General features: G+C 56.6%; 22 protein-coding genes, 1 tRNA gene and 1 pseudogene. 5 read left to right on the plus strand and 19 right to left on the minus strand.

Annotation, left to right across the window (positions count from 1 at the left end; translation table 11 throughout):
- Window positions 1-102: 102 nt before the first annotated feature.
- Window positions 103-2514 (plus strand): TonB-dependent siderophore receptor, encoded by a 2412-nt coding sequence (locus RGV06_RS00190; protein ID WP_322149034.1) that lies wholly within the window; start codon window positions 103-105, stop codon window positions 2512-2514.
- A gap of 458 nt (window positions 2515-2972) precedes the next feature.
- On the opposite strand, the gene RGV06_RS00195 is transcribed toward RGV06_RS00190, so the two are convergent.
- The 4 genes and pseudogenes from RGV06_RS00195 to RGV06_RS00210 all read right to left on the minus strand — a co-directional run bounded on the left by RGV06_RS00195 (window position 2973) and on the right by RGV06_RS00210 (window position 6891).
- A complete protein-coding gene (locus RGV06_RS00195) occupies window positions 2973-5378 on the minus strand; it encodes a TonB-dependent siderophore receptor (protein WP_322149036.1) in 2406 nt (801 codons plus the stop codon).
- A 75-nt stretch (window positions 5379-5453) separates the two neighbouring features.
- The gene (locus tag RGV06_RS00200; RefSeq protein ID WP_046809294.1) at window positions 5454-6146 is read right to left on the minus strand and encodes a FecR family protein; all 693 of its coding nucleotides are present in this window, start codon (window positions 6144-6146) and stop codon (window positions 5454-5456) included.
- 81 nt (window positions 6147-6227) lie between these two features.
- A pseudogene (locus RGV06_RS00205) lies at window positions 6228-6389 on the minus strand (FecR/PupR family sigma factor regulator); the annotation flags it as partial.
- Between the two features lie 4 nt (window positions 6390-6393).
- A complete protein-coding gene (locus RGV06_RS00210) occupies window positions 6394-6891 on the minus strand; it encodes an RNA polymerase sigma factor (RefSeq protein WP_072022833.1) in 498 nt (165 codons plus the stop codon).
- A 393-nt stretch (window positions 6892-7284) separates the two neighbouring features.
- On the opposite strand from RGV06_RS00210, the gene RGV06_RS00215 reads away from it, so the two are divergent.
- Window positions 7285-7995, plus strand: a complete 711-nt coding sequence (locus RGV06_RS00215; RefSeq protein WP_148561536.1) for a trypsin-like peptidase domain-containing protein — start codon at window positions 7285-7287, stop codon at window positions 7993-7995.
- 295 nt (window positions 7996-8290) lie between these two features.
- On the opposite strand, the gene RGV06_RS00220 is transcribed toward RGV06_RS00215, so the two are convergent.
- The 4 genes from RGV06_RS00220 to RGV06_RS00235 form a co-directional block, all read right to left on the minus strand.
- A complete protein-coding gene (locus tag RGV06_RS00220) occupies window positions 8291-8749 on the minus strand; it encodes a GNAT family N-acetyltransferase (RefSeq protein WP_019821859.1) in 459 nt (152 codons plus the stop codon).
- Between the two features lie 148 nt (window positions 8750-8897).
- Entirely contained in the window at window positions 8898-9263 is a 366-nt protein-coding gene (locus RGV06_RS00225) for a cupin domain-containing protein (protein WP_019821858.1), read from the minus strand.
- 63 nt (window positions 9264-9326) lie between these two features.
- Window positions 9327-9845, minus strand: a complete 519-nt coding sequence (locus tag RGV06_RS00230; RefSeq protein ID WP_019821857.1) for a hypothetical protein — start codon at window positions 9843-9845, stop codon at window positions 9327-9329.
- A gap of 33 nt (window positions 9846-9878) precedes the next feature.
- Window positions 9879-10574 carry an RraA family protein gene (locus RGV06_RS00235; protein ID WP_322149040.1) on the minus strand — a complete coding sequence of 232 codons (696 nt, stop codon included), beginning with the start codon at window positions 10572-10574 and terminating at the stop codon, window positions 9879-9881.
- Between the two features lie 575 nt (window positions 10575-11149).
- Here RGV06_RS00235 and RGV06_RS00240 point away from each other — a divergent pair.
- Window positions 11150-11722, plus strand: a complete 573-nt coding sequence (locus RGV06_RS00240; RefSeq protein WP_322149041.1) for a nucleotidyltransferase family protein — start codon at window positions 11150-11152, stop codon at window positions 11720-11722.
- An 87-nt stretch (window positions 11723-11809) separates the two neighbouring features.
- Here the strand turns inward: RGV06_RS00240 and RGV06_RS00245 are convergent, their stop codons facing one another.
- Window positions 11810-12649 (minus strand): hypothetical protein, encoded by an 840-nt coding sequence (locus tag RGV06_RS00245; RefSeq protein WP_019821851.1) that lies wholly within the window; start codon window positions 12647-12649, stop codon window positions 11810-11812.
- Window positions 12650-12750: 101 nt separating this feature from the next.
- The gene (locus RGV06_RS00250) at window positions 12751-13251 is read right to left on the minus strand and encodes a GNAT family N-acetyltransferase (RefSeq protein ID WP_173667394.1); all 501 of its coding nucleotides are present in this window, start codon (window positions 13249-13251) and stop codon (window positions 12751-12753) included.
- A 140-nt stretch (window positions 13252-13391) separates the two neighbouring features.
- Here RGV06_RS00250 and RGV06_RS00255 point away from each other — a divergent pair, with 140 nt between their 5' ends.
- Both RGV06_RS00255 and RGV06_RS00260 read left to right on the plus strand, forming a co-directional pair.
- A complete protein-coding gene (locus tag RGV06_RS00255) occupies window positions 13392-13874 on the plus strand; it encodes a GNAT family N-acetyltransferase (protein ID WP_019821847.1) in 483 nt (160 codons plus the stop codon).
- A 763-nt stretch (window positions 13875-14637) separates the two neighbouring features.
- Window positions 14638-14712 (plus strand) — tRNA-Gln (locus RGV06_RS00260).
- A gap of 153 nt (window positions 14713-14865) precedes the next feature.
- On the opposite strand, the gene RGV06_RS00265 is transcribed toward RGV06_RS00260, so the two are convergent.
- The 9 genes from RGV06_RS00265 to RGV06_RS00305 all read right to left on the minus strand — a co-directional run bounded on the left by RGV06_RS00265 (window position 14866) and on the right by RGV06_RS00305 (window position 24075).
- Window positions 14866-16278 (minus strand): amidase, encoded by a 1413-nt coding sequence (locus RGV06_RS00265; RefSeq protein WP_019821845.1) that lies wholly within the window; start codon window positions 16276-16278, stop codon window positions 14866-14868.
- Window positions 16275-17555: a Zn-dependent hydrolase gene (locus RGV06_RS00270; RefSeq protein ID WP_322149042.1), complete on the minus strand. Its 1281-nt coding sequence runs from the start codon at window positions 17553-17555 to the stop codon at window positions 16275-16277. The genes RGV06_RS00265 and RGV06_RS00270 overlap by 4 nt, the downstream gene beginning before the upstream one ends.
- Window positions 17556-17571: 16 nt before the next feature.
- Complete coding sequence (locus RGV06_RS00275; RefSeq protein ID WP_019821842.1) at window positions 17572-18267, minus strand: ABC transporter ATP-binding protein; 696 nt, start codon at window positions 18265-18267, stop codon at window positions 17572-17574.
- Entirely contained in the window at window positions 18267-19025 is a 759-nt protein-coding gene (locus tag RGV06_RS00280) for an ABC transporter ATP-binding protein (protein ID WP_048352062.1), read from the minus strand. Before RGV06_RS00280 ends, RGV06_RS00275 begins: the two co-directional genes overlap by 1 nt.
- Complete coding sequence (locus RGV06_RS00285; RefSeq protein WP_019821839.1) at window positions 19022-20032, minus strand: branched-chain amino acid ABC transporter permease; 1011 nt, start codon at window positions 20030-20032, stop codon at window positions 19022-19024. Before RGV06_RS00285 ends, RGV06_RS00280 begins: the two co-directional genes overlap by 4 nt.
- Before the next feature lies 1 nt (window position 20033).
- Complete coding sequence (locus RGV06_RS00290; RefSeq protein WP_019821837.1) at window positions 20034-20894, minus strand: branched-chain amino acid ABC transporter permease; 861 nt, start codon at window positions 20892-20894, stop codon at window positions 20034-20036.
- Between the two features lie 69 nt (window positions 20895-20963).
- The gene (locus tag RGV06_RS00295; protein ID WP_019821835.1) at window positions 20964-22166 is read right to left on the minus strand and encodes an ABC transporter substrate-binding protein; all 1203 of its coding nucleotides are present in this window, start codon (window positions 22164-22166) and stop codon (window positions 20964-20966) included.
- Between the two features lie 91 nt (window positions 22167-22257).
- Entirely contained in the window at window positions 22258-23028 is a 771-nt protein-coding gene (locus RGV06_RS00300; RefSeq protein WP_322149044.1) for a FadR/GntR family transcriptional regulator, read from the minus strand.
- Between the two features lie 189 nt (window positions 23029-23217).
- Window positions 23218-24075: a GNAT family N-acetyltransferase gene (locus tag RGV06_RS00305; RefSeq protein WP_322149045.1), complete on the minus strand. Its 858-nt coding sequence runs from the start codon at window positions 24073-24075 to the stop codon at window positions 23218-23220.
- Window positions 24076-24105 lie beyond the last annotated feature (30 nt).

The raw sequence follows: 24105 nt of genomic DNA on the forward strand, positions 1-24105 counted from the left end.
GCGATTGGGTTGAGTCTCTCCATAAGTTTTTGTAAAAGATTCCCATTAGCAATTCGTCTCCTACCTGTGGATCACATAATCATCACTAACAGGAGCCGATGGATGTCCGCTTGTTTCTCTTGCCCCCCCTTTAGTCTTCGCAGTGTCGCGTTGGCGTTTAGTTTTTCTGGTTCGTTATTGGCCAATAGCGCTGCGTGGGCCGCGCCGGTCAGTTACACCATTTCGGGGGGGTCTCTGACCAACGCCATCAATACGTTCGCCAGCACGAGCGCAGTGAGCGTCAGCTTCAGCAGCGAAGAAACTGCTGGTTTGCTCACTGCTGGGTTGCAGGGGCATTACGAACCGGAGCAGGGCCTCGCTCTATTGCTGCAAGGCAGTGGTCTGAAGTTTCAGCAAGTGGGTGACAAGCGCTACAGGCTGGCCCGGTCTACCCCATCCAGTTCGATGGAGTTGGCTGCAACGACTGTCTCCAGTGTGGGCCTCGGCGCCACCACTGAGGACACGGGCAGCTACACCACGGGCTCGGCCAACACCGCAACCGGTCTGCGCCTGTCGGCACGCGAGACGCCGCAGTCGATCAGTGTAATAACGCGCGAGTTGATTGAAGATCTGAACCTGAACGATGTGACCCAGGTGCTTGAGCAGACCCCAGGCGTGGTCGTCGAGAGCATGGGGCCCGCCGGTAGCGACGCTAACCACATCTATGTACGAGGTTTTGAAGTCGGCAGTATTCAGGTCGACGGGGTCAATCGACCTGATACCTATGGGTTTAGCGACGACCTTTCTGACACGGTTACGTTTGACAGGATCGAGGTGGTGCGTGGCGCCACGGGGTTGATGTCGGGGACCGGTGATCCCGGTGCCACCGTCAATCTGATTCGCAAAAAACCGACGCTAGAAACAAAACGTACGCTGACGCTTAAGGCGGGCTCTTGGGATAGTTACCGCACCGAACTGGACGTGTCCGGAAAGTTGTCCGAAAGCGGCAATGTTCGCGGGCGTTTTGTCGCGTCGAGCAGCGATAGCCGGAGTCACATCGACCGCCAGACCCTAGAACGGCAGGTGGGATACGGGGTGCTTGAATGGGACGTCACCGATGACACAATGCTGACAGTCGGGGCGGAGTATCAGGACATGGACAACAAAGGGGCCGGCAACCATGGCTTCCCGATGTTCACTTCCGATGGTGGTCACTTCAGCCCGTCTCGTTCGTTCAACTCGGCCTCGGACTGGAGTTACCACAAACGTCGAACCAAGACGCTGTTCACCACCCTTGATCGAGAACTTGATAACGGCTGGCATATAAAGTTCAACGCTGAGCACAGTCGGCGCAGCTACGACGACGCCTTTGCCACTGCGGCCAACGGCACCGTGAAGCCCGACGGCAGTGGTATCGGCACGTGGACTGGACGTTGGTCAGGGGAGCCACGACAGACCACGTTCGACCTGTCGGCTACCGGTCCTTTTGAGCTGTTTACCCGCGAGCACCAACTGTATCTGGGCGTCAGTCACTCCAAGTCGTATTACCGCAACGATGGTTATCCGCTCTGGTCGTTCCAGGACATCAACAACATCTACACATGGGATGGCTCGCTGGCCATACCGGATGCCATTTACACCAAGTCGTCAAGAGATGCGCTGGATGAAAAACAGGATGGGTTGGTCGCTTCGGTTCGCTGGAGTCTGGCGGATGATCTGTCGCTGATTACCGGGGCGCGAGTGATCGACTGGAAGCGAGACGAAGCCGCCACCAAACTGTCGACAGGCGATATCAAACGCACCTCGCGCAGCGAAACCGGGATCGTGACGCCATACTTGGGCTTGGTCTATGACTTCGACGAAAACTGGTCGGCCTATGCCAGCTACACCACTATCTTCAAACCGCAAAATAACAAGGACGTCAATGGGAGCTACCTGGACCCTAAAGAAGGCGTGAACTATGAGTTGGGGATCAAGAGTGAGTTCTGGGAAAAGCGTCTGACTGCTGCTCTCAGTGTCTTCGAGGTGCATCAAGACAATCTTGCAGTAGCCGATGGCGCCCAACTGGCGCCGGATGGCAACCAAGCCTATCGCGCTGAGTCGGGCACAAAAACCCGCGGGTTTGAGATGGAAATGGCCGGGGAGATCCTTCCCGATTGGCAGGTCTTGGCCAGCTATACCTATGCCGAGGTAAAAAACTCGAGTGATAAACGCCTGTTGACCGAAGTGCCTCGCGATACGTTGAAGCTGTTTACCAGCTATCGCCTCGATTCACTCCCGCAATTGAAAGTGGGCGGCGGTGTGCGCTGGCAAGGTACGGAGTATTACAAAGGCGCCGGGCCTAACAAGGAGACATTCACTCAGGGTGCTTACAGTGTTGTCGATCTGATGGCGCAGTACGCGTTCACGCCACAAACCAGCGTCTCGCTTAACCTCAACAACGCGCTGGACAAGCGTTATTACACCGCGATCGGTGCTCGTGGATGGTATGGCACCCCACGAAGCGCTACGGCCACACTGGTCTACGCGTTCTAAGTCGCTCCCTGCACGTTGTGGCCTTTTCTGCCGTGAGAGAAGCACCTTGAAGCCCGCATAACTGCGCAATGCTCCTTACTTTAGAACGAAGCACGACCAGCGGTGTGAAGAACTGGTCGTGCTTTATTGCCAAAGATCGTGAGCAAGCTCGCTCTCATAAAGTCGGCTTTTACATAAGTGAACAGCATTGTCGCTTTGCGGTTTTTTTTGTGTCCGGCAACCGGCGCAGCCGGGAGCAAGGCCCATGAGAATTGTGGCGCGTGAAAGCAGTACTTGCTGCCATGACGGTAAGCTGATGTTTTAAGTTAAATGAGCGCAAGGACGTGATCGAATTCAGAGTGATACGACACGCTCGGACCTTCATTCTTGCGGGGCTTCAGGCTTCGCACAAGCCTGGCGCAGGGCACAGAACCCCCTTTCAACACTTAATCACTGGCTTGCCAAGGCAAAACAGCGCCTTAGAAACTGTAGCGGGCAGTCAGTTTCATATTGCGTGGATCGCCGTAGATGTCGTACGGATCATAGCCTCCGTTAGCAATGCTGACGTAGTAAGTACGGTCGAAGAGGTTGTTTACGTTGAGTTGCAGATCCAGTTGCTCGCTAGCCTTATAGCCTGCCACCAGGCCGGCCACCGTGTACGAACCCTGTCGATTTTGCCATGCCGTGGTACCGCTGCCACCTGAGGTGCGAATCTGGCTCTGCTGGTAGACATCACCACCAATGCGCCAGCGTTGCAGGTCACCGGGCAGGGTATAGATCGTGGACAGTTTGAATAGCTGGCGCGGCAGTCTACGGTTGAAATCCTGGCCTTCCAGGGTTGCGTTGGTGTCGCTGACGTATTTCGTCTGGGTGTAGGTATACCCACCGGCCAGTTGCCAGTTTTCGGTCAGGGCACCCTGTAGTTCCAGATCAATACCCCGGCTGCGCACCAGGCCGGAAGCTTCATAGCACGCACTGATGGCGCTGGTGCCGCAACCTTTGACATCAGGTAATTCCAGGGCTCGGTTTTTCTGATCGATCTGGAAAATCGCCGCGCTGGCGTTGAGTGCGCCATCAAAGTATTCGCCCTTTATACCCACCTCGTAGTTCTCACCCACGATAGGGACGATCACTTCTGCGCCGATGCCTTTTTCGGTTTGCGGCTTGAAGATATCGGTGTAGCTGACATAGACCGAGTGATGGGGGTTCAGGTCATAGACCAGGCCGGCATAGCGGGTCAGATTGCGCGTGACCTTGTAGCTGCTTTCAGGATTTGTCCTGTTTTCGAATTCATACCAGTCCAGGCGGCCGCCGAGAATCAGCGACAACGGTTCGGTCAAGCGCAGGCGGGTACTGGCATATAAGCTGTCCTGGGTGGTGGTCTCGGGACGGCCGTTGGGGCCCTTGACGATATCGGGCTTGGCATGGCCACGTGGATCCCAGGTGAAGAGATCGGTGCCATTGTCGATGAACGCTTCCCAAAGCTTACCGGTACGATAATCCAGCTGGCGCTTACTGACGCCCACCGTCAGGTCATGTTCCTGGCCCAGTAACTGGAAGGGACCGCTGAAGGCCAGGTCGTAACCGGTTTCTTTCTGCTCCATGGCTTGCGTCCATAGATAGTGACGGTTGTATGCCCATATGGATGAGGCCAGCACATCAGTGTGGGTCGTCGACTGCATGGCGGCCATGCGCAGCTTCCAGTCGTTGGCCAGGCCATGTTCCAGAGTCGCGAAATAACCGGTGGTGCGGTTGTCCATGTATTCCCAGTCATGCCCCAGGAAGGTGTCGCGTGACAGCCCAAGGTGCCCACCACCTCGGACCATGGGCAAGCCACCCCAGACGTAGTTGGTATGGTCCTTCTGGCGGTAGGCACCGAGCGTCAGTGTGGTGCTGTCGCTCAGGTCGGCATCGACCACGCCATAGAACAGATCTGCGTCACTCCCCACAGAATCACGGAAACTTTTGGCGTCTTGCCGCGAGATCACGGTACGCGCTCGCAGAGTGCCGTTCTCATTGAGCGGACCGCCGATGTCCAGCGTGCTGCTGTAATCGTCCCAACTACCGGCACTGCCAGTGAGTGTGGCCTGGAACTCATGGGGAGGGCGTTTGCGTATCAGATTGATGGCGCCAGCAGGGCTGCCGGCGCCTTGGGCCAGGCCAGTGGCGCCTCGAACGATCTCCACCCGATCATACATGGCCAGGTTAGCTTCGCTGCTGGGCAGGTAAGTGAGGAAGCTAGTGGGAAAGCCGTCGTACAGGATGGTGTCGACGTCAAAACCGCGCGCGCTGAACGTGGGCCGCCCGGCTCCGCCAGAGTTATTAAGGTAAATGCCCGGCGCACTTTGGACCACATCGCTAATGGTGGTCATGGCCTTGTCGTCCATGCGCTTGCGCGTGACCACGCTGACCGACTGCGGCGTTTCACGCAAGGTCAGGGGTAGCTTGGTGGCGGTCTGCATGGCCCCGGTGGTATATGAACCGGTGTTCTCGGTCACTTCGCCCATCACCCGGCCCTGGATTGAAGTCTCTCCCAATTGCAGAGTGCTTCCCGATTCGGGGGCTTTTTCCAGCATTACGCTGTTCCCACCGGTCGCGCGCCATGTCAAGCCGCTGCCTTTCAACACTTCAGCCAGTGCGACCTCTGGCTCTTTGGTACCGACCACCCCGGGGCTGCTCTTGCCGACGACCAGCGTGCCATCGAATATCACCTGCAAGCCGCTTTGAGCGGCCAGTCGATTCAGCGCGCTCGCCAATGGTTGTTGCGGGATGTTGAAGGTGAGGGAGTCGGCAACCGCCAGGCCGGACATCAGACCGCAGAGCATTGTTAGCGAAGCGACTGACAACGGTTTGATTCGCAAACCTTCAGGTAACGGATGGTGCATCGGTACTCTCCCAAATACGAAGTATTATCGTTCTAGGGAGGAAGACGGACGACACGCCAACAACCGTAAAAATAGTTACGTTTTGGGTGAAACCACCAGCAGGTAGTTTGTGTAGCGCTCGATTTTGATTGGAAAGACGCTCTCCAGCGTCGCCAAGCCTTCATCCAGGTGGTCGAGTTGAAAGGTGCCGCTGACCTTGAGTTCGCCCAGGCGCGTGTCCCTGATCAGCAGGATGCCCGGGCGATAGCGTTCGACCTGCTCAAGCACCTGCGAAAGCGGCGTCAACTCGAAGACCAGACGGCCTTGTTCCCAAGCCAGTACCCTGTCGACATCCACGCTCTGCTTCGCGCCCAGCCCGTGGAGATGCGCGCCGACGGCTTCGCCAATACCGAGCGTGATCTTGTCAGAGCCTTCAGTGACGGCCACACGTCCACGGCGAACCGTAACGTCGATGTTTTCACCCTCACGGCGCACCGCGTAGATCGTGCCAAGTGCCGTCGCGTTCAAGGCGCCAGCCTGCACACTGAAGGGGCGTTTCGGGTCGGGGTTTACATCGAAAAGAGCTTCTCCTTTGCGCAGGGTAATGCGCCGCCCATCGGCCGTGAGATTCACATCTACGGCGCTGTTGGCGTTCAGGACGATGCGAGAACCATCATCAAGAACGACCTGCCGACGCTCACCGGTGCCGGTGTAATAGTCTGCATCCAACGCCATTTGTTGAGCCCATACGAGGCCAAGCCCCAGCACCAACGACGCGGCGATGCCCATCTGCCAGATTCGACGTGACGACGGCCGTGCCGGGGCGTGAGGCTCAGCCAGATAGGCACTTAAACACCACAGACGCCGTGCTTCGACAAACGCTTGTTGATGATCCGGCGCCAGTTCGCACCAAGCCCGCGCCGCAGCGCGGTCAGAGGGCAGTACGGAGCCAGAGGTAAGGCGAATGACCCACGCGTGGGCTGTGCGCTGAACCTCTGTGACGGACGGGGGAGGGGTGGGTTGATCGTGCATATCGTTATCGTTGCAGGCATTGACTGAGAAAGTCGAGCGCAATAGCTAATTGTTTTTCCACCGTACTTATCGATACCTGCAGTTGCGAGGCCACTTCCTTGTGGGGAAGGTTTTGTAGCCGACACAGCGTAAATATGTGCTGGCACTGGACAGGTAAACGGTTCAAAGCGTGGGCCATTGCTGCTAGATCTTGTTGCGCAACCACAACATCGAATAGCTCGGGGCTTTCACCCGTGACTTCATAAAGGTAGGCGATACCTTCGTCGAGGTGCTCTCGGATTTGGCTGCTGCGCGCGTGGTCAATGACCAGGTTTCGGGCAATTTTAAAGATAAAACCGCGTAAATTCAGCACAGGCTTGCGTGGCGGTTGACGGAGCAGGCGCAGGTAGGTTTCCTGAGCCAAATCGGCAGCGGTCTCGGGATTGCGCAACTGGCGATGAAGAAAAGAGCGCAACTCTGTTGCATGGGCCCGAAAGGCCAGCTCAAGCTCTTCGGTGGTCATGCTCGTCATAAGCAGAGATCACGCAGCGGAAGGTCGCACACTTTAATGATAACGAGTCGTATTAACAATATTTATTTCGCTGCCGCCAAAAACAGCCTGTAACTGATGGGTGGCTGCTTTTAGCCCCAGGCAGCTCTTAGTGACAGGGAGCAAGCGTCCATAAGCGGCCGCTCGGATATATCCACGCATCTAGGTGCCATTCACAAGGGAATCCAGGCCAACCTGGACATTGTCTACCGTGTCGCAGTTGGATTTAGAAATTCATGTTATTAGAAATTCGACTATAAGTAATACGGCGACCACTAAGATAGAGGATTAGGTGCTATACCCTGCATTGTCAAATGACTGACAATAACATTCGACCGTAATATTTCTATGAGCCGATAATTTATAATGATCAAGATAACAGTGATTTTACTAGTGGCACTTTCCACCGTGGGATGCAATGGCTTTGTAAAGCCCGATTTGTCGGGAGAATATAATGATTCGTACTTTGTGGTCTTCTCAGGCTTTCCAGCACCGTTTCTATATACGGCCTCGGCAGTGCAGTGGAACGATGATTACGCCGTAACGACCCGGCATACTCCATTCTTGCCCGATATTGCATACTCCTGCAGTACAGGCTGTGACCTCGCCTTCATCAAGCACAAAGCAGACGGCAGCTACCCTTCATGGCGAGCACCATGTCTGGGTGAGGAAGTAACGGCCGTGGGGGTAAGCCCCTACATGATGACCACAACAGGCAAGGGTAAGGTGTATCAAACTCCCTTCCTCAATGTAAAAGAAAATAGCGGTGATCTTTATGGTATTCACGATGCCCCAGTGATCAAAGGGATGTCGGGTGGGCCGGTCATCGGCGTTGACGGTAGTGTGGTTGGTATTAATGAAGGGTACTACTCGGTCACACCACACGATATACCTGCTCAGACCGATTTAAGAGGTGCTGAGAGGGTAAGTATCTTTGTCCCTTACTCCATTATTGCGCGTGAGTGGAGATTGTTCCAGGCTCAGCTTAATCACGACACTCGCCCGATAGGGCCGACCCCGAAAACTGATTTCTGCCCTGAGTTGGGTTTGAAGCCGCTGAACATAAAAGCCAAATAAATAATAATTTTTATGCCAACTGCAGCGCAGCGTGAGCCAGTTTGTTCTTATATGCGTTCCGAGTGGGCTCTCACTCGCTCTGAAAAATTACTGGATGGATCACGTAATTATTTCGCACTAGCCCTGGGGGCCGCCTGTCTGTCACTCAGTGCCCCCAGCTGTGATTTAGATGCCGTTGTACCTGGGATCGACTGAGGCGAAAAAATTGATACATACCCGGTTCACTAGGTAGTGGCTTGCAAGGTGCCCAGAAAATCCGGTGTGTTTCACCACCACCACCTGCTGCTGGTTGGAGTCAGAGAGTCCGGGTCATAAGCCACTGTTCCTTCTCCCATGCCTGGAAGCACTCCAATACCTGCCATCCGCGCCTCGCGTAGTAATCGTGGCGATCATGAGTGTGCAGGTAGAGTTGTGAGCAACCGCCGCTCTTTGCTGCGATGCAGATACCCTCAATCAGTTGCTCCGCCAAGCCTCGCTTTCTTGCATGCGTGGCTATGAACACGCATGCGAGCCACGGGCCGAGTTCCGGACGCTCCGGCAAGTCGTTTGTTGCGAGTGCCGCCCCTCCGAGAAGCTGGCCATCTTCTAAAGCAATCAGGCTTGGCCAATCGCCGTTAGTCTGCCCCTCAGCGAATTCATGTTGCCAGTCAGCCAAAGGTTGCCCGGTGAACTCGTAAGTGAACTGTCGGTGTAACCACTCGGCCATGGTGTTGCTGAACTGCATATGGTCACGGAGCCAAACCAGCTGGAGCATGGGGGTCTTCCTTGTTTGATTGCGATGAACAAGCATGGGGCTTAAGGAGGGTTGAAGCTGATTCTATCGCTGAACTGTCGTTCGGGAAGTGGGAGCGATGATGCCGCTCGGTCCTGACAGGTGAGCGGCATCTTTTCGCATTGCGTGTCTACGCAATTACATCCCAGGCCACTTTGTGGAAGTCGAGCTTCTTGTAGTCTTCCCGAACGGGGGAATAAATTTCAAGTATCTCGCAAGCTTCCAGGGCGATTGCTTCGTGTCCGATATTGGATTGAACAATGGCGCATTGTCCGTCGGTCAATACATAGGGGATGTTGTCGACGATTAGCTTCAGCGTTCCTTTAATGATGATGGGGCAGGCTTCTTGTACATGCTGGTGGCGAGGGATTATAGCGCCTTTGTCCAAAGACCAGAATGCGATCGTGCAATGCTCTGTATGGATGAAGCGCGCTCGCGCGGTGCCCTCGGAGTTAATGTTGTGTTCAGTCAAATCTTGAATGGTTATCTTGCCCATGACGGTCACTTTCTCCATAAAGTTTCAGAAACGGCTAAAGAGATCAAAGACAGTAGCGTGCGATCAGGTTTTAAGGTGGATGCTGAATCCCATCGGCACCGGACCAAAGTTCCTGGCAATCTCCAGTTTGTTGGCGTGTGCCGCAGCCATTGTAGTGATGCAAGCGTCGATACTTCCTTGCGCGCACTGCAGGGCCGCCTCACTGTTCGATGTGCACAGAACTATATCCGGGGAGGCGCCTAACGCTTTAAGTTGGTTCAGCAGGCTGACGGGGGCGGGGTGCGATCCAATACGGTTAATCGTATGGCTCTGGTTTGTGGCGAAAACCATATCGTGAGTATCCATCAAGTGGTGGTCCACAAGCTTCAAACAGTCGAGGTGACGAAACACCAGTTCATGCAGTTGTGGGTACACGATACAGCCCATCAAGACACCAGGCTCGGGCGAGCTCAGTAAATCGTCCAGAGCATCCTCGAGGGTCGTGCGAAGATTTATTTGGCCGGACCAGTGTTGTTTTTCCATGTACTGGTGGGCTGCTTTTTCACAGTTTGTTCCGGCAGGTCCAAGCGTATATATATTCATGCCCAACTATTCCTTGTAGGGATGGTGAATGATTTAGATGCGGTTGCGTTCTTCTACCAAGGTGATCAAACTCCGTGTGTCATGTTTGTCATGCAGGATGTCTAAAATCTCCCTCTCTGTCTTCTCGATCTCGAGTGCCAGGTAAACGATGTCTGTCAATACATCAGGCGGCAGTATGACTGTCCCGTTGGCATCCGAAATGATGACGTCTTTTGTCTTTATCAGGCAGCCGTCAATCATGCAGCTGTCACCCACGGACTTGACCCGATAGCTGCCTTGGGTATCCACGGGGGTGAAGTTAGTGGCAAGGACTGGCATCGCAAGGGCTTTTAATTCCGATACGTCGCGTACAGCGCCACCCAGCACGACGCCTTCGAAACCCAGTTTAGCGAAATAACTGCAACTCAGACCTCCGGCGAGCGCCTCTTCCTTTATTAAGTGGCCTCCACCGGCCACATAAACAAGGCCGTCGGCAGAGTGTATGTCTGGAACCAGGAAGTTTTTTACTTGGTGCCATGTAGGCGGTTGAGACTCAGAGATATTGCCTGTTTTTCTAACGCGCTCCCACTCTATCGTATAGGCTTCGCCCACAAAGTAGTGCTGTTCGGTATTGACTGATTTTATGCTTCGGCAAATAACGCTTCCGATGCCTTTGGCGTCCATGATGTCTGCAAAAGTAGAAGTGCTTATCTTGTTGAATTTTATAAGTTCAGTAAGGCTCTTGTTCACGTAAATTTCCTTTTTAAGTGAATTGTCCATGTGTCTTGTTTGAATGCTCGAGGTGCCGTGGGAATGCAAGAGAGGCGCTGTATTTGTATTGGCTTGTGTTCGGGAAGTCAAGGATGAGCCGATTGATTTCCATATGATAAATCGGAATAACTAATCCTTGGTTTTTGAGGTGCGAAACCAATTTTATTGCCTTAAACAAAAAAAGCGCTACATGTTATAGCTGCTTGCATAGGTTTTATGAGGTGGTGATTGATTGGAGTGCTATGTTGGAGGGGGTAGCGTAGCCGTTAGTTTGCACGAGGCCTGCTAAAGTTGATGCTCTGCGTGAAAATATTTATATGTTGACTGTACGATTTGTCGATTTTTTTACTATTGGGTCAATGGCAATGTTGGTGTTCTTTATTTCGCGTTTGTAATAGGCTTTCGCAAAAGAACCTGGCGCGCAGTGGTCGCGAGAAAAACTGCAAGTGGCTATTATATGAGGCCTGTATTTAAAAGAGCTGTATATCCGGCATCTTCATTCTGCAAGGCATCACTTTCAGCAAGGTGCGGGGTATTGAAACTGAGGACCCACTGTGAAATTGACGCACGAAAGTCTGGTCAAAATAGCAATGAACAACCCTGTTAACGTGCAGATCTCTGAGCGGCTGCTTTTGTTGGGGCTGAACCAATGCATGCTGACAGCGGGTTGTTTATTTCAAGCCGTCTGGAATCATCATTCGAATCTGCCACCGGCATCAGGTGTGAAGGACTACGACATTTTTTACTTTGACACGGACCTGTCCTGGGAGGCTGAGAACGGCGTTATTGTTCGAACCCGGCAGCTTTTCCAGGACCTGGACGTTAACGTTGATATCAAGAATCAGGCTCGTGTCCATCTATGGTACGGCGAACGGTTTGGCAGGGCTTATCCGCGACTTGAGTCGTCAAGAGACGGCGTTGATCGCTACCTTGTTGCCGGTACGTGTATTGGTTTGGTCCCTGAGACGGGTGAGGTGTATGCACCCTACGGACTGGATGATGTGGCACTGGGGCTTCTACGCCCCAATCCCAGAAATCTGCAACCTGACTTGTTCACACAGAAAGCCAGAAGCTATCAAGCGCGCTGGCCGTGGTTGCGGATCGTTGAGTCCAGCTCACATGGCTAGATTTTGAAGGTAAAACCCGGGGAGGAAACCGGAACACAACGATCGCACTCGGCTTGATTTCCACAGTAGCGGCAAGCAGACCGTCTTCTACGAAAGCAGGATGATGGTCGTGCTTTCTAACAGCACGGGTCGCACCAGAATCTTGTAGCAGTCGGCATCGAATGCTTGCCCCGTGAGCTTGGGGGCCTTTCTGGCATCAGCCTCGCAGGCGTAAGTCCCAATGTAACGCCAGCTGTCTACGACGTGGTATTCCTCGGCCTGCCCATGCCGTTCGTGCAAAGCGATTGGGCCGGGGAACGGCCAGTGATGCACTGCCCAGCGTTCTAAAGCAGCGAGCAAGCGTTCGGTATGCGCCTCATGACTTTCTGCGCCTTTGCAGGCCCCGGCGCACTTTCCAATTTGTGCCCTGAAGCAGGCGCGTCCCGAGGATTTATCAATCCCTAGCAGGGTATGGCAGAGGCGATGCTCGTCCGCAATCAGCATCAGAGCGTCGGTAGCCATTCGCCGGTTACGGAAAAGTCCGTACAGCTGAGGTCCTGCGCCAATCGCGGTAGTGTCGATGATCTCCAGCACCCCGTCGCGAATACGCAGCGAACACAGGCGTTGCTGACGACGAAGCCGCTTGTTCTTCAAGGGTTGCAGTTCTTTGATCAGTCGGGATTCAAGCAGCAGGGCGCCTATTTCCCCTGCGGTTTGCTGGTACTCGATTCGTTGCGCCTGGCGCAGCATTCTGGCTTCTTCGGGCGCGCGCAGGTGGGCAAGCAGTCGGCTGCGAATATCGATGCTTTTGCCGATATAAAGCGGTATCGAATCGCCTTCAGCGTAAAAGAAATAGACCCCTGGCGCCCGGGGAGCAGCTTCGACCTGAGCACGCAGGTGCGATGGGTATTCATAAATGAGGTCTGGGCGAGCAGGGGGGGCGGGCATACCGGAAACCTTCGTGGCGGATCAGTGTGGCTGTTAGCCAGATCATCGATCTTCAGACACTTATCTGATTGGCTAGTTTCGACACCACGCGGTCTACCCGTTTATGCAACGTAAGAAAACACGGCATAAACAGATCCCTTGAATGAAAACGATGCAACTTGATTCATGCCCATTTTCACGTGCGCGCGCAGTGAAGGTTCGTTGTCCTGACGGATGAAAAGAATCCCCTCACGGCCTGGTTCAAGGCGCTTCAGGGCGGCGAACATTTTTTGCGCCAAGCCCTTGCCACGTTCCTCCTCGCCAACACAGACCGGACCATAGACATAGGCCTCAGGGGTGCCTTGATAGGCGTCGAACATGGCTTTTACGATGGGTATATCCGCATTCATTGTCCGGCTGGTGCTCATCAAAAAGCCGGTTACGTGGGCGCCGCGCCGGGCAACGATTAACGGCATTTCTTGCATCATGGCTGCGATACGCGAGCGGGGCAGGCTTGCAGACAGTGAGCCGCCACGGGCTGTCTGATTAGCTTCTTGAAGCTCAAGAATGCCGTCCAGATCGCTCTCGACAGCCGTACTGACAATGCTTTCATACTCGGTCATGGGTACTTCTCCGTCAGTTTTAAAAAATTACAAGCCGAGCCTCAAGGCAGCGAGCCCCTGGTCTGCGCTCGAAACAGCCAGGTGCTTGAGCAAATGGCGGTGAGCTAGAATGCCGGGGCCATAGATCTCAAGGACGCGCTATGAAAATACACCACCGGCCTGTGAAAGCGGATGACATCAAAACAATCTGCGGCCTTCCTCAGGGCGCTCAGGAACTGTTTTATATGTTCCCAAAAGCGCAATACCCACTGACGGAGTCACAAATGGCCGACGCGATTGCGCAGCGGTTCGATTCAACGATTTTCGAAGCCGATAATAGAGTTGTCGGTTTTGCCAACTTCTATCGGGCTGAGCCGGGCGGGACTTGCTGTATCGGCAATGTCATCGTTGCCCCGCAGGCGCGATGCAAAGGTGTGGCGAGCTTCATTGTGGAGACGATGACAGCGCTGGCGTTCGACCGATACGACGCCTCTGAAGTACAGCTCTCGTGTTTCAACGGTAATACTGCGGGCTTGCTGCTTTATCCAAAGCTGGGATTCCAGCCCTTTGCTATCGAAGAGCGAGCTTCACCGGAGGGCGACAGATTGGCGCTGATCCATATGACCCGCAGAAGGGCAGGCTGAAGAGATCGGCCAGTGGTGAAGGTAATGCTGACAGTACATCTGTGGGGCCGAGCCTGCTCGCGAAGGCATCACCGCGATCATTCGGATAAGCCGTGTCGCCTGCATCGCGAGCAGGCTCACTCCCACAATATTCCCTGCAAGGCACACATTCTGTGGGCGCCGAAGTTGAAGTGGGGCCGAGCCTGCTCGCGAAGGCATCACCGCGATTCTTCGGATAAACCGTGTCGCCTGCATCGCGAGCGGGCTCGCTCCCACAATATTCCCTGCAAGGCACACATTCTGTGGGCACCGAAGTTGAAGTGGGAGCGAGCCTGCTCGCGAAGGCATCACCGCGATCATTCGGATAAGCCGCGTCGCCTGCATCGCGAGCAGGCTCACTCCCACAATAATTCCTGCAAGGCACACATTCTGTGGGCACCGTAGTTGAAGTGGGGCCGAGCCTGCTCGCGAAGATCGGTGTTGACTGGGGATAGCCGAGGCGCTTTTGCAGTCTTCGCGAGCGGGCTCGGCACCACAGTTGAGGTGTCACGGATTTTTAGTGGGGTGGCCCGCATTACGGCCAAAAGGGCTTAATTTTGCCCCGAGAACCACTAAGTAGCTGTTTTTGAATAAATTTATTTAAAAAGTGCTTCCCCAATCCAAAGAGTGTTGGTATATTTGCGCCCGTTCTTGCAGCGAACCCTTACAGGCTCGCAGCAAATGGCGACATTTGCAGGCTGCAAGCATCAGTAAAAGAGTGCCAGGCACTCATCGCTACAGATACAGGGGCGTCGCCAAGCGGTAAGGCAGCAGGTTTTGATCCTGCCATGCGTTGGTTCAAATCCAGCCGCCCCTGCCATTTTCAAGAGTTCATCCGCCACGTGATGGATATCTTCACGTTCAGCGTCAACGCCATCGGGCCTGACGCGCACTTATCAGCAAACAATCCTTCTGCTTCAACGTCTTCTGCGTGCCATGCCGGCTCATGCAGCATGGCAACGTTTTGCCCGGATCAGTCCTGGCCGTTTTTCGGCACCAAGGGGTGTGTGGCCGGGAAGTGTTGTTCATACGCCCGGCAGACCCGCAGCACCTGATCATCCGCAAACCGTGCAGCCACCACTTGCAACCCCACCGGCAAGCCGTTTTGAGCCAGGCCGCACGGGATTGACGCCGCCGGTTGCTGAGTCAGGTTGAAGGGGTAGCTGAAGGGCGTCCAGTGCATCCACTCGGTATAGGCCGAATCCGGCGGTACGTTATGCCCGGCGGCAAACGCCGTGATGGGCAGCATCGGTGAGACCAGCACATCGTAGCGCTCATGGAACGTCGCCATCTGTGCCACCAAAGCCGCTCGTGCTTCCAGGGCTGCGCTGTATTCGCTCAACGTGATGCGTTCACCTAGCGACGCAATGCGTTGCAAGCCTGGGTCGAGCAAGGCGCGCTGGCTGCTGTCGAGTTGTCCGGCCAGGCGGGCGGCACCTGCAAACCACAGGGTATTGAACGTATCCAGCGGATCACTGAACCCCGGGTCGATCTGCTCAACATGGGCTCCCAGCTCCACCAGCCGCTCGACGGCGCGAGCTACCACGCTGGCGACCTGCGGATCGACCCCCACATGGCCGAAGTCCGGGCTGTAAGCGATGCGCAGCCCTTTGAGGCTGTCACCTTCAGGCAGCCACGGCAGGCTGCGCGGTGCGCCGATCAAGCCGTCGCGAACGTCCGGTTGTGCCACGGTTTGCAGCATTAGCACGGCATCTTCCACCGTGCGGGTCATTGGTCCGAGGTGGGAGAGGATGGTCATCGAGCTGGAGGGCCACTGCGGCACATAGCCAAATGTCGGCTTGATGCCAAAGGTGCCAGTAAAGGCGCAGGGGATACGGATCGAACCGCCCGCGTCGCTGCCCTGGTGCAACACCCCCAGATTGAGTGACGCAGCGGCGGCTGCACCGCCCGAGGACCCGCCCGCAGTCAGGCGGGTGTCCCACGGATTGCGGGTGATGCCGTAAAGCGGGTTGTCGGTGACACCTTTCCAGCCGAATTCCGGGGTGGTGGTTTTGCCCAGCAGCACGGCTCCGGCCTGGCGCATGAACGCCGTGAACGGTGCATCCACCTCCCACGGTCCCTGGGCCGATGTGGTGCGTGAGCCTTTACGCGTGGGCATGCCGCGGGTCAGGGTCAGGTCCTTGATCGATGACGGCACGCCATCCAGCGCGCCGCAGGGTTGGCCTTTCAACCAGCGCTGCTCGGATTCCCTGGCAGACTGCATCGCACCTTCGGGGTCCACGTGGCAGTAAGCGTTGACCGCCGGGTTGTAGCGCTCGATACGCAGCAAGGCATCTTCAGTGACTTCTACCGGCGACAGGCTCTTGTCGCGAAAGCGGCTCAGCAGTTCAACCGCGTTCATTTGCCCGATATCCGTCGTGCTCATTGTGCAGCTCCTGCTTGCGCGGCATTGACCATTGCCCGCAGTAATACGGCGCACCCGTCAGCCAGATCCTGAGGCGCAGCATTTTCGATTTCGTTGTGGCTGATGCCACCTTCACAGGGTACGAAGATCATCCCGGCGGGGCCCAACTCAGCGATGAAAATCGCGTCATGGCCAGCGCCGCTGACGATGTCCATATGGCTCAGGCCCAGCTGTTGCGCGCCCTGGCGCACGGCGTCGATGCAGGCGGGGTTGAAGTCCAGCGGCGGGAAATCTGCAGTAGGTGTCAGCTCGAAACTCAGCCCATGCTCGGTGCACGCGACGTCAATAGCCTCGCGGACCTCATTGACCATCGCTTGCAACCGGTCGGTATGCAAATGCCGCAGGTCGATGGTCATGTGCACCTGCCCCGGGATTACATTGCGCGAACCCGGGTGCAGGGTCAGGCAGCCGACAGTACCGCAGGCGTGGGGTTGATGCTGATGGGCAATACGGTTCACGGCGCTGACCACATGTGCGGCGCCCACCAGCGCATCCTTGCGCAAATGCATCGGTGTTGGGCCCGCATGGGCTTCGACGCCGGTCAGGGTCAGGTCAAACCACTTCTGCCCCAGGCATCCCATCACCACACCCAAGGTGATGTTGCGGTCTTCCAGCACCGGACCTTGCTCGATATGCGCTTCAAAATAGGCCCCAACCGGATGGCCGAGTACTGCACGGCTACCGGCGTAACCAATGCGCTGCAACTCCGCACCCACTGACAGGCCTTGCTCATCCTGTTTGCTCAGGGTCTCGTCGAGGTCGAATTTACCGGCGAAAACTCCAGACCCCATCATGCACGGCGGGAAGCGCGAGCCTTCTTCATTGGTCCATACCACCACTTCGATCGGGGCCTCGGTGCTCAAATTCAGGTCATTGAGGGTGCGAATCACCTCCAGCCCGGCCATAACGCCATAACACCCGTCGAACTTGCCGCCTGTGGGCTGGGTATCGATATGGCTGCCGGTCATCACCGGTGGCAGGTGCGGTTGGCGACCGGCGCGACGGGCAAAAATATTGCCGATGGCATCAACCGTGACGGTGCAACCGGCTTCTTCGCACCATTGCACAAACAGGTCACGGGCCTGACGGTCGAGGTCGGTCAGGGCCAGGCGGCATACACCGCCCTTGGCTGTGGCGCCGAGTTGCGCCAGGTCCATCAGCGATTGCCACAAGCGATCGCGGTTGATCAATGGCGCGTTGCTGTTGAAAAGGTCGGATAACAGGATTGGTCTGTTCATTGACACAAATCTCCCTTCAGGCGCTCAGGGCCAGGTAACGGTTCTTGATGGTCGGGTTGGCGCGAAAATCGGCGGCGCTGCCTTCATACACCACACGGCCTTGCTCCAGTACGTAATGGCGGTCGGCCAGTTTGTCGCAGACCATCAGGTTCTGTTCCACCAGCAGCACAGGCAGACCATCGTCCTTGATCTTGCGCAGGATTTTTACCAACTCGTCGACGATCACCGGGGCCAGGCCTTCGGTGGGTTCATCGAGGATCAGCAGCTTGGGGTCATTGAGCAGCGCCCGAGCGATGGCGAGCATTTGCTGCTCGCCGCCAGACAGCGCATGACCGGCATTTTTTCGCCGTTCCTTGAGGCGCGGGAACATGGTGTACACATCCTCCAGCTGCCAGCGGCTGGTTTTGCGTTGCGCAATGCGCAGGTTCTCCTCGACGCTCAGCAGGCGGAAGATCCCGCGATGCTCCGGCACGAGCGCCAGCCCTTCACGGGCGATCTCGAAGATCTTGCGCCCGACCATATCCTGGCCGTTGAAGAGGATCTGGCCTTGACGCGGGCAAATGATCCCCAAAATGCTGCGCAACGTTGTGGTTTTGCCCGCACCGTTACGGCCCAGCAGCGTCACCAGTTCCCCGGGGTTGACCTGCAGCGAGACGCCTTCAAGGACATGGCTTTTGTCGTAATAGGAATGGATATTCTCGACGGTCAGCATCAGGCGGCTTCTCCCAGATAGGCGACACGCACGCGCTCATCGGCGCGAACGAATTCGGGTGTGCCTTCGACCAAAATCTGGCCGTGGCTCATCACGGTGATACGTTGGCTAATGGACATAACGATGCTCATGTTGTGTTCGATCAACAGCACCGTGTGGTCGCGCCCCAGGTCACTGATCAACTGGGTCATGATCGGAATGTCGTCAATGCCCATGCCGGAAGTTGGCTCATCGAGCATCAGCAGCTTGGGTTTGGAGCAGATCGACATGCCCACCTCCAGCACCCGTTGCTGGCCGTGGGACAACTCACCGGCCAGGGTGTCGGCGCGCTGGGTCAATTGCAGGCGCTCCAGCACCTGATCGGCCATCTCCAGGTGTTCGCGGCGACTGTCGACACGGCGCCAGAAGTTCAGCGCAGCCAGACCATCCCGGCCTTGGGCTGCCAGGCGCAGGTTTTCCCGAACACTGAGGTTTTGAAACAGGCTGGTCAGCTGGAACGAGCGGGCCATGCCCAGGCCAACGCGGCCGTGTGACGGTTTTTTGATGATATTCCTGCCATCAAACATGATTGCCCCGCCTGTGGCCTGACGCTCTCCGGTCAGGCAGTGAAACAGGCTGGTCTTGCCCGCACCGTTGGGGCCAATCACGGTATGAATGGTGCCTTTTTCGACGTTGAGGCTCACGCCGTTGACTGCCCGAAAGGCGCCATAGGCCAGCTCCAGATTTTCGGTTTGCAGCAGATACTCAGGCGCGCTCATGGCTGCTCCTCCTGCACGGGCAAGCTGGGTTTGCGTTGCCCCTTGATACGCTCGAACAGGCTCGAAAATCCGCCCCACAGGCCGCCGCGCATAAACACCACCACCAGAATCAAAATGACCCCCAGCAGCATCAGCCAGCGTGGCCACAGATCAGACAGGAATTCGCCCAGCAACACGATGGAACCTGCGCCCAGCAAGGAGCCGAACAAGGACCCGGTACCGCCGACGATGGTCATGATCAGAATGTTTTCCGACATCGCCAGGTCGATATTGGACAGCGGAACAAAGTGCAGGAGCATGGCGTACAGCGCCCCTGCAATACCGGTGACTGCCCCCGAGAGCATGAACACCAGAATCTTGAAGTGCCGGGTGTCGTAGCCAATGGCGGCCGCGCGGGTTTCGTTTTCTCGGATCGCCATCAGCGTACTGCCGAAAGGCGAAGCGATAACGCGGCGTGCACCGATGAAAATCAACAGGAACAACACCGCGACAAAGCCGTAAAAGTATCGCGCATCACTCAATGACATCAGCACGGTGTCACCGATGCGAATTTCTGGCCGGGGCACATTCAGCAGTCCGTTGTCGCCGCCAGTCCAGTCACTCAGGGTGTAGGTCAGAAAGTACGCCATCTGACTGAAAGCCAGGGTCAGCATGACGAAGTAGATGCCAGTCCGGCGAATCGCCAGGGCGCCCACCAGAAACGCCAGGAAGCCGCCGGCCAGCGCTGCGCCCAGCAAGGCACTGAACAGGCCCAACTGCAAATGGATCATCAACAATGCGGCGCAGTAGGCACCGGCGCCAAAGAAGATCCCTTGGCCGAATGACAACAGCCCGGTGTAGCCCAGCAGCAGGTTGCAGGCCAGTGCCGCCATGGCGAAAATCAGGATTTCGGTGGCCAGGGTTGCGGAAGGCAGCACCAGTGGCAGGCCGACCAGTACCGCCACCACCAACAGCAGCATGGAACGCGACTGGGTTTTGGCAAAGGGCAGGGGGTTTTTCTCGCTCATGTCAGGCTCTCCCGAACAGGCCGTAAGGACGCAGCAGAATGACCACGGCCATCGCGCCGTAAATCATCAGGCTCGCACCCTGGGGCCAGATAGTTGTCATCAGGCTTTGCACCACGCCCACCAACAGGCCGCCCACCAACGCACCGCTGAACGAGCCCATGCCGCCGATCACCACCACGACAAATGCCACCCCGAGAATTTCCGGGCCGACGAAGGGCTGGGCACCGCGCAATGGCGCGAATAGCACGCCGGCCACACCGGCCAGCCCGGCGCCGAGGGCGAACGTCATGGAAAACAGGCGGAAAATATTGGTGCCCAGTAGCGACACGGTTTCCGTGCTTTCACTGCCGGCGCGCACCAGGGCGCCAAAGCGCGTGCGCTCCAACAGCAGCCACAAGCCGAATCCCACCAGGGCTGAAAACACAATCAGGAACAGGCGATAGTAGGGATAGACGAAATCGCCGATCACCAGTACGCCACGCAACAGTTGCGGTACGGCGACGCTTTTGCCCACGGGGCCCCAGATCATCACGCTGGCTTCCTGGATGATCAGGGCGATACCCAGGGTCACCAGAATCTGGAACATGTGGGGCAAGTGATAAATCCGCTGGATCAGCAATCGCTCAATCACCCAGGCCAGGGCGGCGACCAGTAAGGGGGCAAGCAGCAAAGACAGCCAAAAATTGCCGGTCAGGCTGACCGCGGTGTAGCAGATGTAAGCGCCCAGCAGGAAAAACGCACCGTGGGCGAAATTGACGAAGTTTAGCAGGCCGAAAATGATCGTCAGTCCGACGGCAATCAGAAAGTAGATCATCCCCAGGCCCAGGCCATTGAGAATTTGAAACAGGTAAAGTTCGAGCATGCAGATACCCTCTGCAGGCGATCACGGGTGATCGGCTGCCAGTAGCAAAAGCTGAAGAAGTGCCGGGATTCAGCCCAGAACGCAGCCGGTGTCTTGTACCGGGGCAAATGACTGACCGGAGCTGACCACTTGAGCCAGATCGTCCTTGTCACTCATTTCGTCAGCCGGTTTTCCGATCAGCAGGTAGTAATCCTTGATCACCTGGTGGTCACCGGCGCGGATCGACTCGGTACCGGTCGGGCCCTCATAGCTCAAGCCCTGCATGGCTTTGGCCACCGTGGGGCCATCGAAACTGCCGGTGGCAGCGATGGTGTCGAGCATGACCTTGGTACTGATGTAGTCAGCGGCCAGGGGGTAGGTGGGGTTGATCCCGTACCTGGCCTTGGTGATCTTGACCAGTTCGCGATTGAGCGGTGTATCCACCTGATGCCAGTACTGGGCACCGAGGTACACTCCTTCAAGTATGTCGCTGCCCAGCTCCTGGAATTGATCCAGACCCGCCGACCACACCAGCAGGACCTTCATCCGCTCCTTGATCCCGAAGTTCACCGCCTGGCGCAGGGTGTTGGACGATTGGCTGCCGAAGTTGAGCAGCACCAGTACATCGGGCTTTGCCGCGATGGCATTGGTCAGGTAGCCAGAAAACTCCTGCTCCTGCAGGGAGTGATAGCTGTTGCCGACATGTTCCAGGCCATGCTCCTTTAGCACCTCTTTGGTGCCATCGAGCAGCGCTTCGCCGAATACATACTGCGGGGTGATGGTGTACCAGCGCTTGGCTTCGGGCAAACGCTTGATCAGCGGCACCAGGGTTTCGCGTACCGCACCGTAGGTTGGCACCGACCAGCGAAACGTGGCTTTGTTGCAATCCTTGCCGGTCACTTCGTCGGCACCCACGGGCGTCATGAAGACACCGCCTGCCTTGTCCACTTCCTTGGCGACTGCCAGTGCTGAAGACGAGAGTGTGCAGCCCTGAAAGAAGCGCGCGCCATCCTGTGCAATGGCTTCCTGCACCTTGCGTACCGCTTTGCCGGCGTTGCCCTCGGTGTCGATCACCTTGTAATTCAGGGGCCTGCCCAGCAACTGCGGATACTGCTCCACTGCCAGGCGCGAGCCCATGTCGGCGAACTTGCCGTAACTGGCAAAGGCGCCGGACATGGACTTGAGGCCGTAGAAAGTAAAGGGCTCGGAGGCGAAGGCATGGCGTATGCCCAGCGGAAGGCTCAGGGCACTGGCAGCGGCCAGGCTTGCTTTCAACAAAGTGCGACGTTGCATGGGGAAACTCCCTGGTTTGATTAGTTATTGGCAGGAGTAGCAATGGCAAACGGCGGAACATGGCCTGTGGGCAGGCCTTTTATTGGCACAGTTAGTGGTTGTGATCGAATTCCAGGAGGAAATGCGGGCTGACCTGGCCCTCGAGGGCGGTCATATGGTGTTCGGCGTCACACATGTGTTCGTGCATCAGGTTGCGCACAGAGGCTTCATCCTCGGCCTGCAAGGCAATCAACAGTTGCTTGTGATAATCCAGGTTGGCGGCGTCGAACTGTTTGCGCTTGGGTTTGTAGGCTTTCTTCAGCACCACCAGATCGCGCAGCAGGTCATTGAGAAACTGCGCCATAAAACTCAGGAGCGGGTTAGGGCAGGCCCGTGCCAGCAGGTTATGAAACTCCAGTTCCGCCAGACGCTGTTCGCGCTGTCCGGCTTCGCTGTCTTCGGGAGCGCTGCAAAAATCCACGTTGGCCTGCAGGGCCAGATAGTCTTCGGCACTCAATCTGCCAATCACCGATACCGCGAGTTCGACTTCGATCACCTTGCGCAACTGATAGACCTGCTCGCCGTCCAGATGCTGAAAGTGCAAGTAGTTACGCAGTGCGCGACTGGCGGGCTCGGTCCCGGCCTGGTTCAGATAGGCGCCACCGCTGGGGCCAGTGCGGGTGTTGACCAGGCCTTCGACTTCCAGCGCCTTGAGTGCTTCGCGGGCAGAACCCTTGGAGCACTGAAAGCTCCCCATCAGCTCCCGTTCGGTGGGCAACCGGTCACCGGGCTTGAGTGCATCGGTGACAATCGAGCGTTTGACCGACTCGACAATCACATCGGAGAGCTTCTGGCGTTTACGGTGCAGGGGGCGACTTAGCATATGTTCTATTTATCGTATTAATGCGGATTAATAGTAATAAATAGCGCCGAGCCCGATGAGTCAACAACAGGCCCGGGGCGGTGTCGCTTTCAGTGGAAAAGGGTCGGTAACGGATAAGAAACGGCAGGGCGGGGTACTGCGGTGATGCTATCGCGAGCAAGCCCGTTCCCACATCCTTCGCTCGACAGCTCAACCAATGGCCTGTGAAACCAGTGCGAACTGGCGTACGAGCGGGTTGGGTTGCGGGGGCGACCCCAGAGCCATCTGGGTTACGCGGTCCACCGGTTCAAGGCCGGCCAGTGTCAGCCACTCACACAGTCCGCTGTCCATCGGGACATCGATGCGCACAAACTGATTGGGGATTTGGGCGAGCAGGGTGGTGATCAGGTGTCTGGCCTGCCGGGTATTTTGTGCAATGACAGGACCAATGCAGTGTCCGCGCCCGGCCCGGCGCAATAAAGCAAACGCCTGTAGCTGGCCATCTGTCTCGATGCCTGCCGTGTGTTCGATCGTATCGTGCAACTGTGCGAAGAGGGCGCTTCGGTCCAGCCCGCTGCCCGCGTTGGCCAATGCCAGTTGCCGGACCTGATCCTGTTCGCAGAGGGCCCGCAGATGCTCATCTTCGGCCAGGGGTTCGAGTGCGACGGCCCGGGCCAGGCCCTGGCGCTGTTCAATGGTGCCGAATTCGACAAAGCCCTGACTCAGATACAGCGGTGCACCAGCAACGGAGGCATTTAGGATGGGAGTGCCCGGTTGGCAAGCATCAAGTGCCAGCTCCATCAGCAGGCGGCCGATGCCCTGGCCCTGGAAGTCGGGATTGACCACCACCAGGCCGATGGTTGCAAAGTTGCCTTGGGGGCAGGCGAATGCCGTGCCGATCAAACGGTCATCGACAGTCGCTACAAATCCTTTGAAGACCCGATGCAGCAGGCCCCAGTCTTCGAGGCGGTGGGGCCAGTCGAGTTGCGAGGACAGCCCGTGGGCTGCGGGTAAATCGGACTGGGTCATGGGGCGATAAATACAGGCACTCGTGTGCAACGCGGACATGGTGAATCTCCTTGAACATGTACGCACTAT

The sequence above is a fragment of the Pseudomonas sp. CCI3.1 genome (assembly GCF_034313985.1).
GTDB classification, from domain to species: Bacteria; Pseudomonadota; Gammaproteobacteria; order Pseudomonadales; family Pseudomonadaceae; genus Aquipseudomonas; species Aquipseudomonas psychrophila.

Coding starts and splice junctions, on each gene's coding strand:
- RGV06_RS00270 (WP_322149042.1), bottom strand. CDS start 17,555: ATGAACAGACCAATCCTGTTATCCGACCTTTTCAACAGCAACGCGCCA.
- RGV06_RS00305 (WP_322149045.1), bottom strand. CDS start 24,075: ATGTCCGCGTTGCACACGAGTGCCTGTATTTATCGCCCCATGACCCAG.
- RGV06_RS00210 (WP_072022833.1), bottom strand. CDS start 6,891: ATGACCACCGAAGAGCTTGAGCTGGCCTTTCGGGCCCATGCAACAGAG.
- RGV06_RS00280 (WP_048352062.1), bottom strand. CDS start 19,025: ATGAGCGCGCCTGAGTATCTGCTGCAAACCGAAAATCTGGAGCTGGCC.
- RGV06_RS00225 (WP_019821858.1), bottom strand. CDS start 9,263: ATGGGCAAGATAACCATTCAAGATTTGACTGAACACAACATTAACTCC.
- RGV06_RS00275 (WP_019821842.1), bottom strand. CDS start 18,267: ATGCTGACCGTCGAGAATATCCATTCCTATTACGACAAAAGCCATGTC.
- RGV06_RS00200 (WP_046809294.1), bottom strand. CDS start 6,146: ATGGGCATCGCCGCGTCGTTGGTGCTGGGGCTTGGCCTCGTATGGGCT.
- RGV06_RS00300 (WP_322149044.1), bottom strand. CDS start 23,028: ATGCTAAGTCGCCCCCTGCACCGTAAACGCCAGAAGCTCTCCGATGTG.
- RGV06_RS00255 (WP_019821847.1), top strand. CDS start 13,392: ATGAAAATACACCACCGGCCTGTGAAAGCGGATGACATCAAAACAATC.
- RGV06_RS00285 (WP_019821839.1), bottom strand. CDS start 20,032: ATGAGCGAGAAAAACCCCCTGCCCTTTGCCAAAACCCAGTCGCGTTCC.
- RGV06_RS00220 (WP_019821859.1), bottom strand. CDS start 8,749: ATGCTCCAGCTGGTTTGGCTCCGTGACCATATGCAGTTCAGCAACACC.
- RGV06_RS00230 (WP_019821857.1), bottom strand. CDS start 9,845: ATGAATATATATACGCTTGGACCTGCCGGAACAAACTGTGAAAAAGCA.
- RGV06_RS00265 (WP_019821845.1), bottom strand. CDS start 16,278: ATGAGCACGACGGATATCGGGCAAATGAACGCGGTTGAACTGCTGAGC.
- RGV06_RS00295 (WP_019821835.1), bottom strand. CDS start 22,166: ATGCAACGTCGCACTTTGTTGAAAGCAAGCCTGGCCGCTGCCAGTGCC.
- RGV06_RS00215 (WP_148561536.1), top strand. CDS start 7,285: ATGATCAAGATAACAGTGATTTTACTAGTGGCACTTTCCACCGTGGGA.
- RGV06_RS00190 (WP_322149034.1), top strand. CDS start 103: ATGTCCGCTTGTTTCTCTTGCCCCCCCTTTAGTCTTCGCAGTGTCGCG.
- RGV06_RS00250 (WP_173667394.1), bottom strand. CDS start 13,251: ATGACCGAGTATGAAAGCATTGTCAGTACGGCTGTCGAGAGCGATCTG.
- RGV06_RS00195 (WP_322149036.1), bottom strand. CDS start 5,378: ATGCACCATCCGTTACCTGAAGGTTTGCGAATCAAACCGTTGTCAGTC.
- RGV06_RS00245 (WP_019821851.1), bottom strand. CDS start 12,649: ATGCCCGCCCCCCCTGCTCGCCCAGACCTCATTTATGAATACCCATCG.
- RGV06_RS00290 (WP_019821837.1), bottom strand. CDS start 20,894: ATGCTCGAACTTTACCTGTTTCAAATTCTCAATGGCCTGGGCCTGGGG.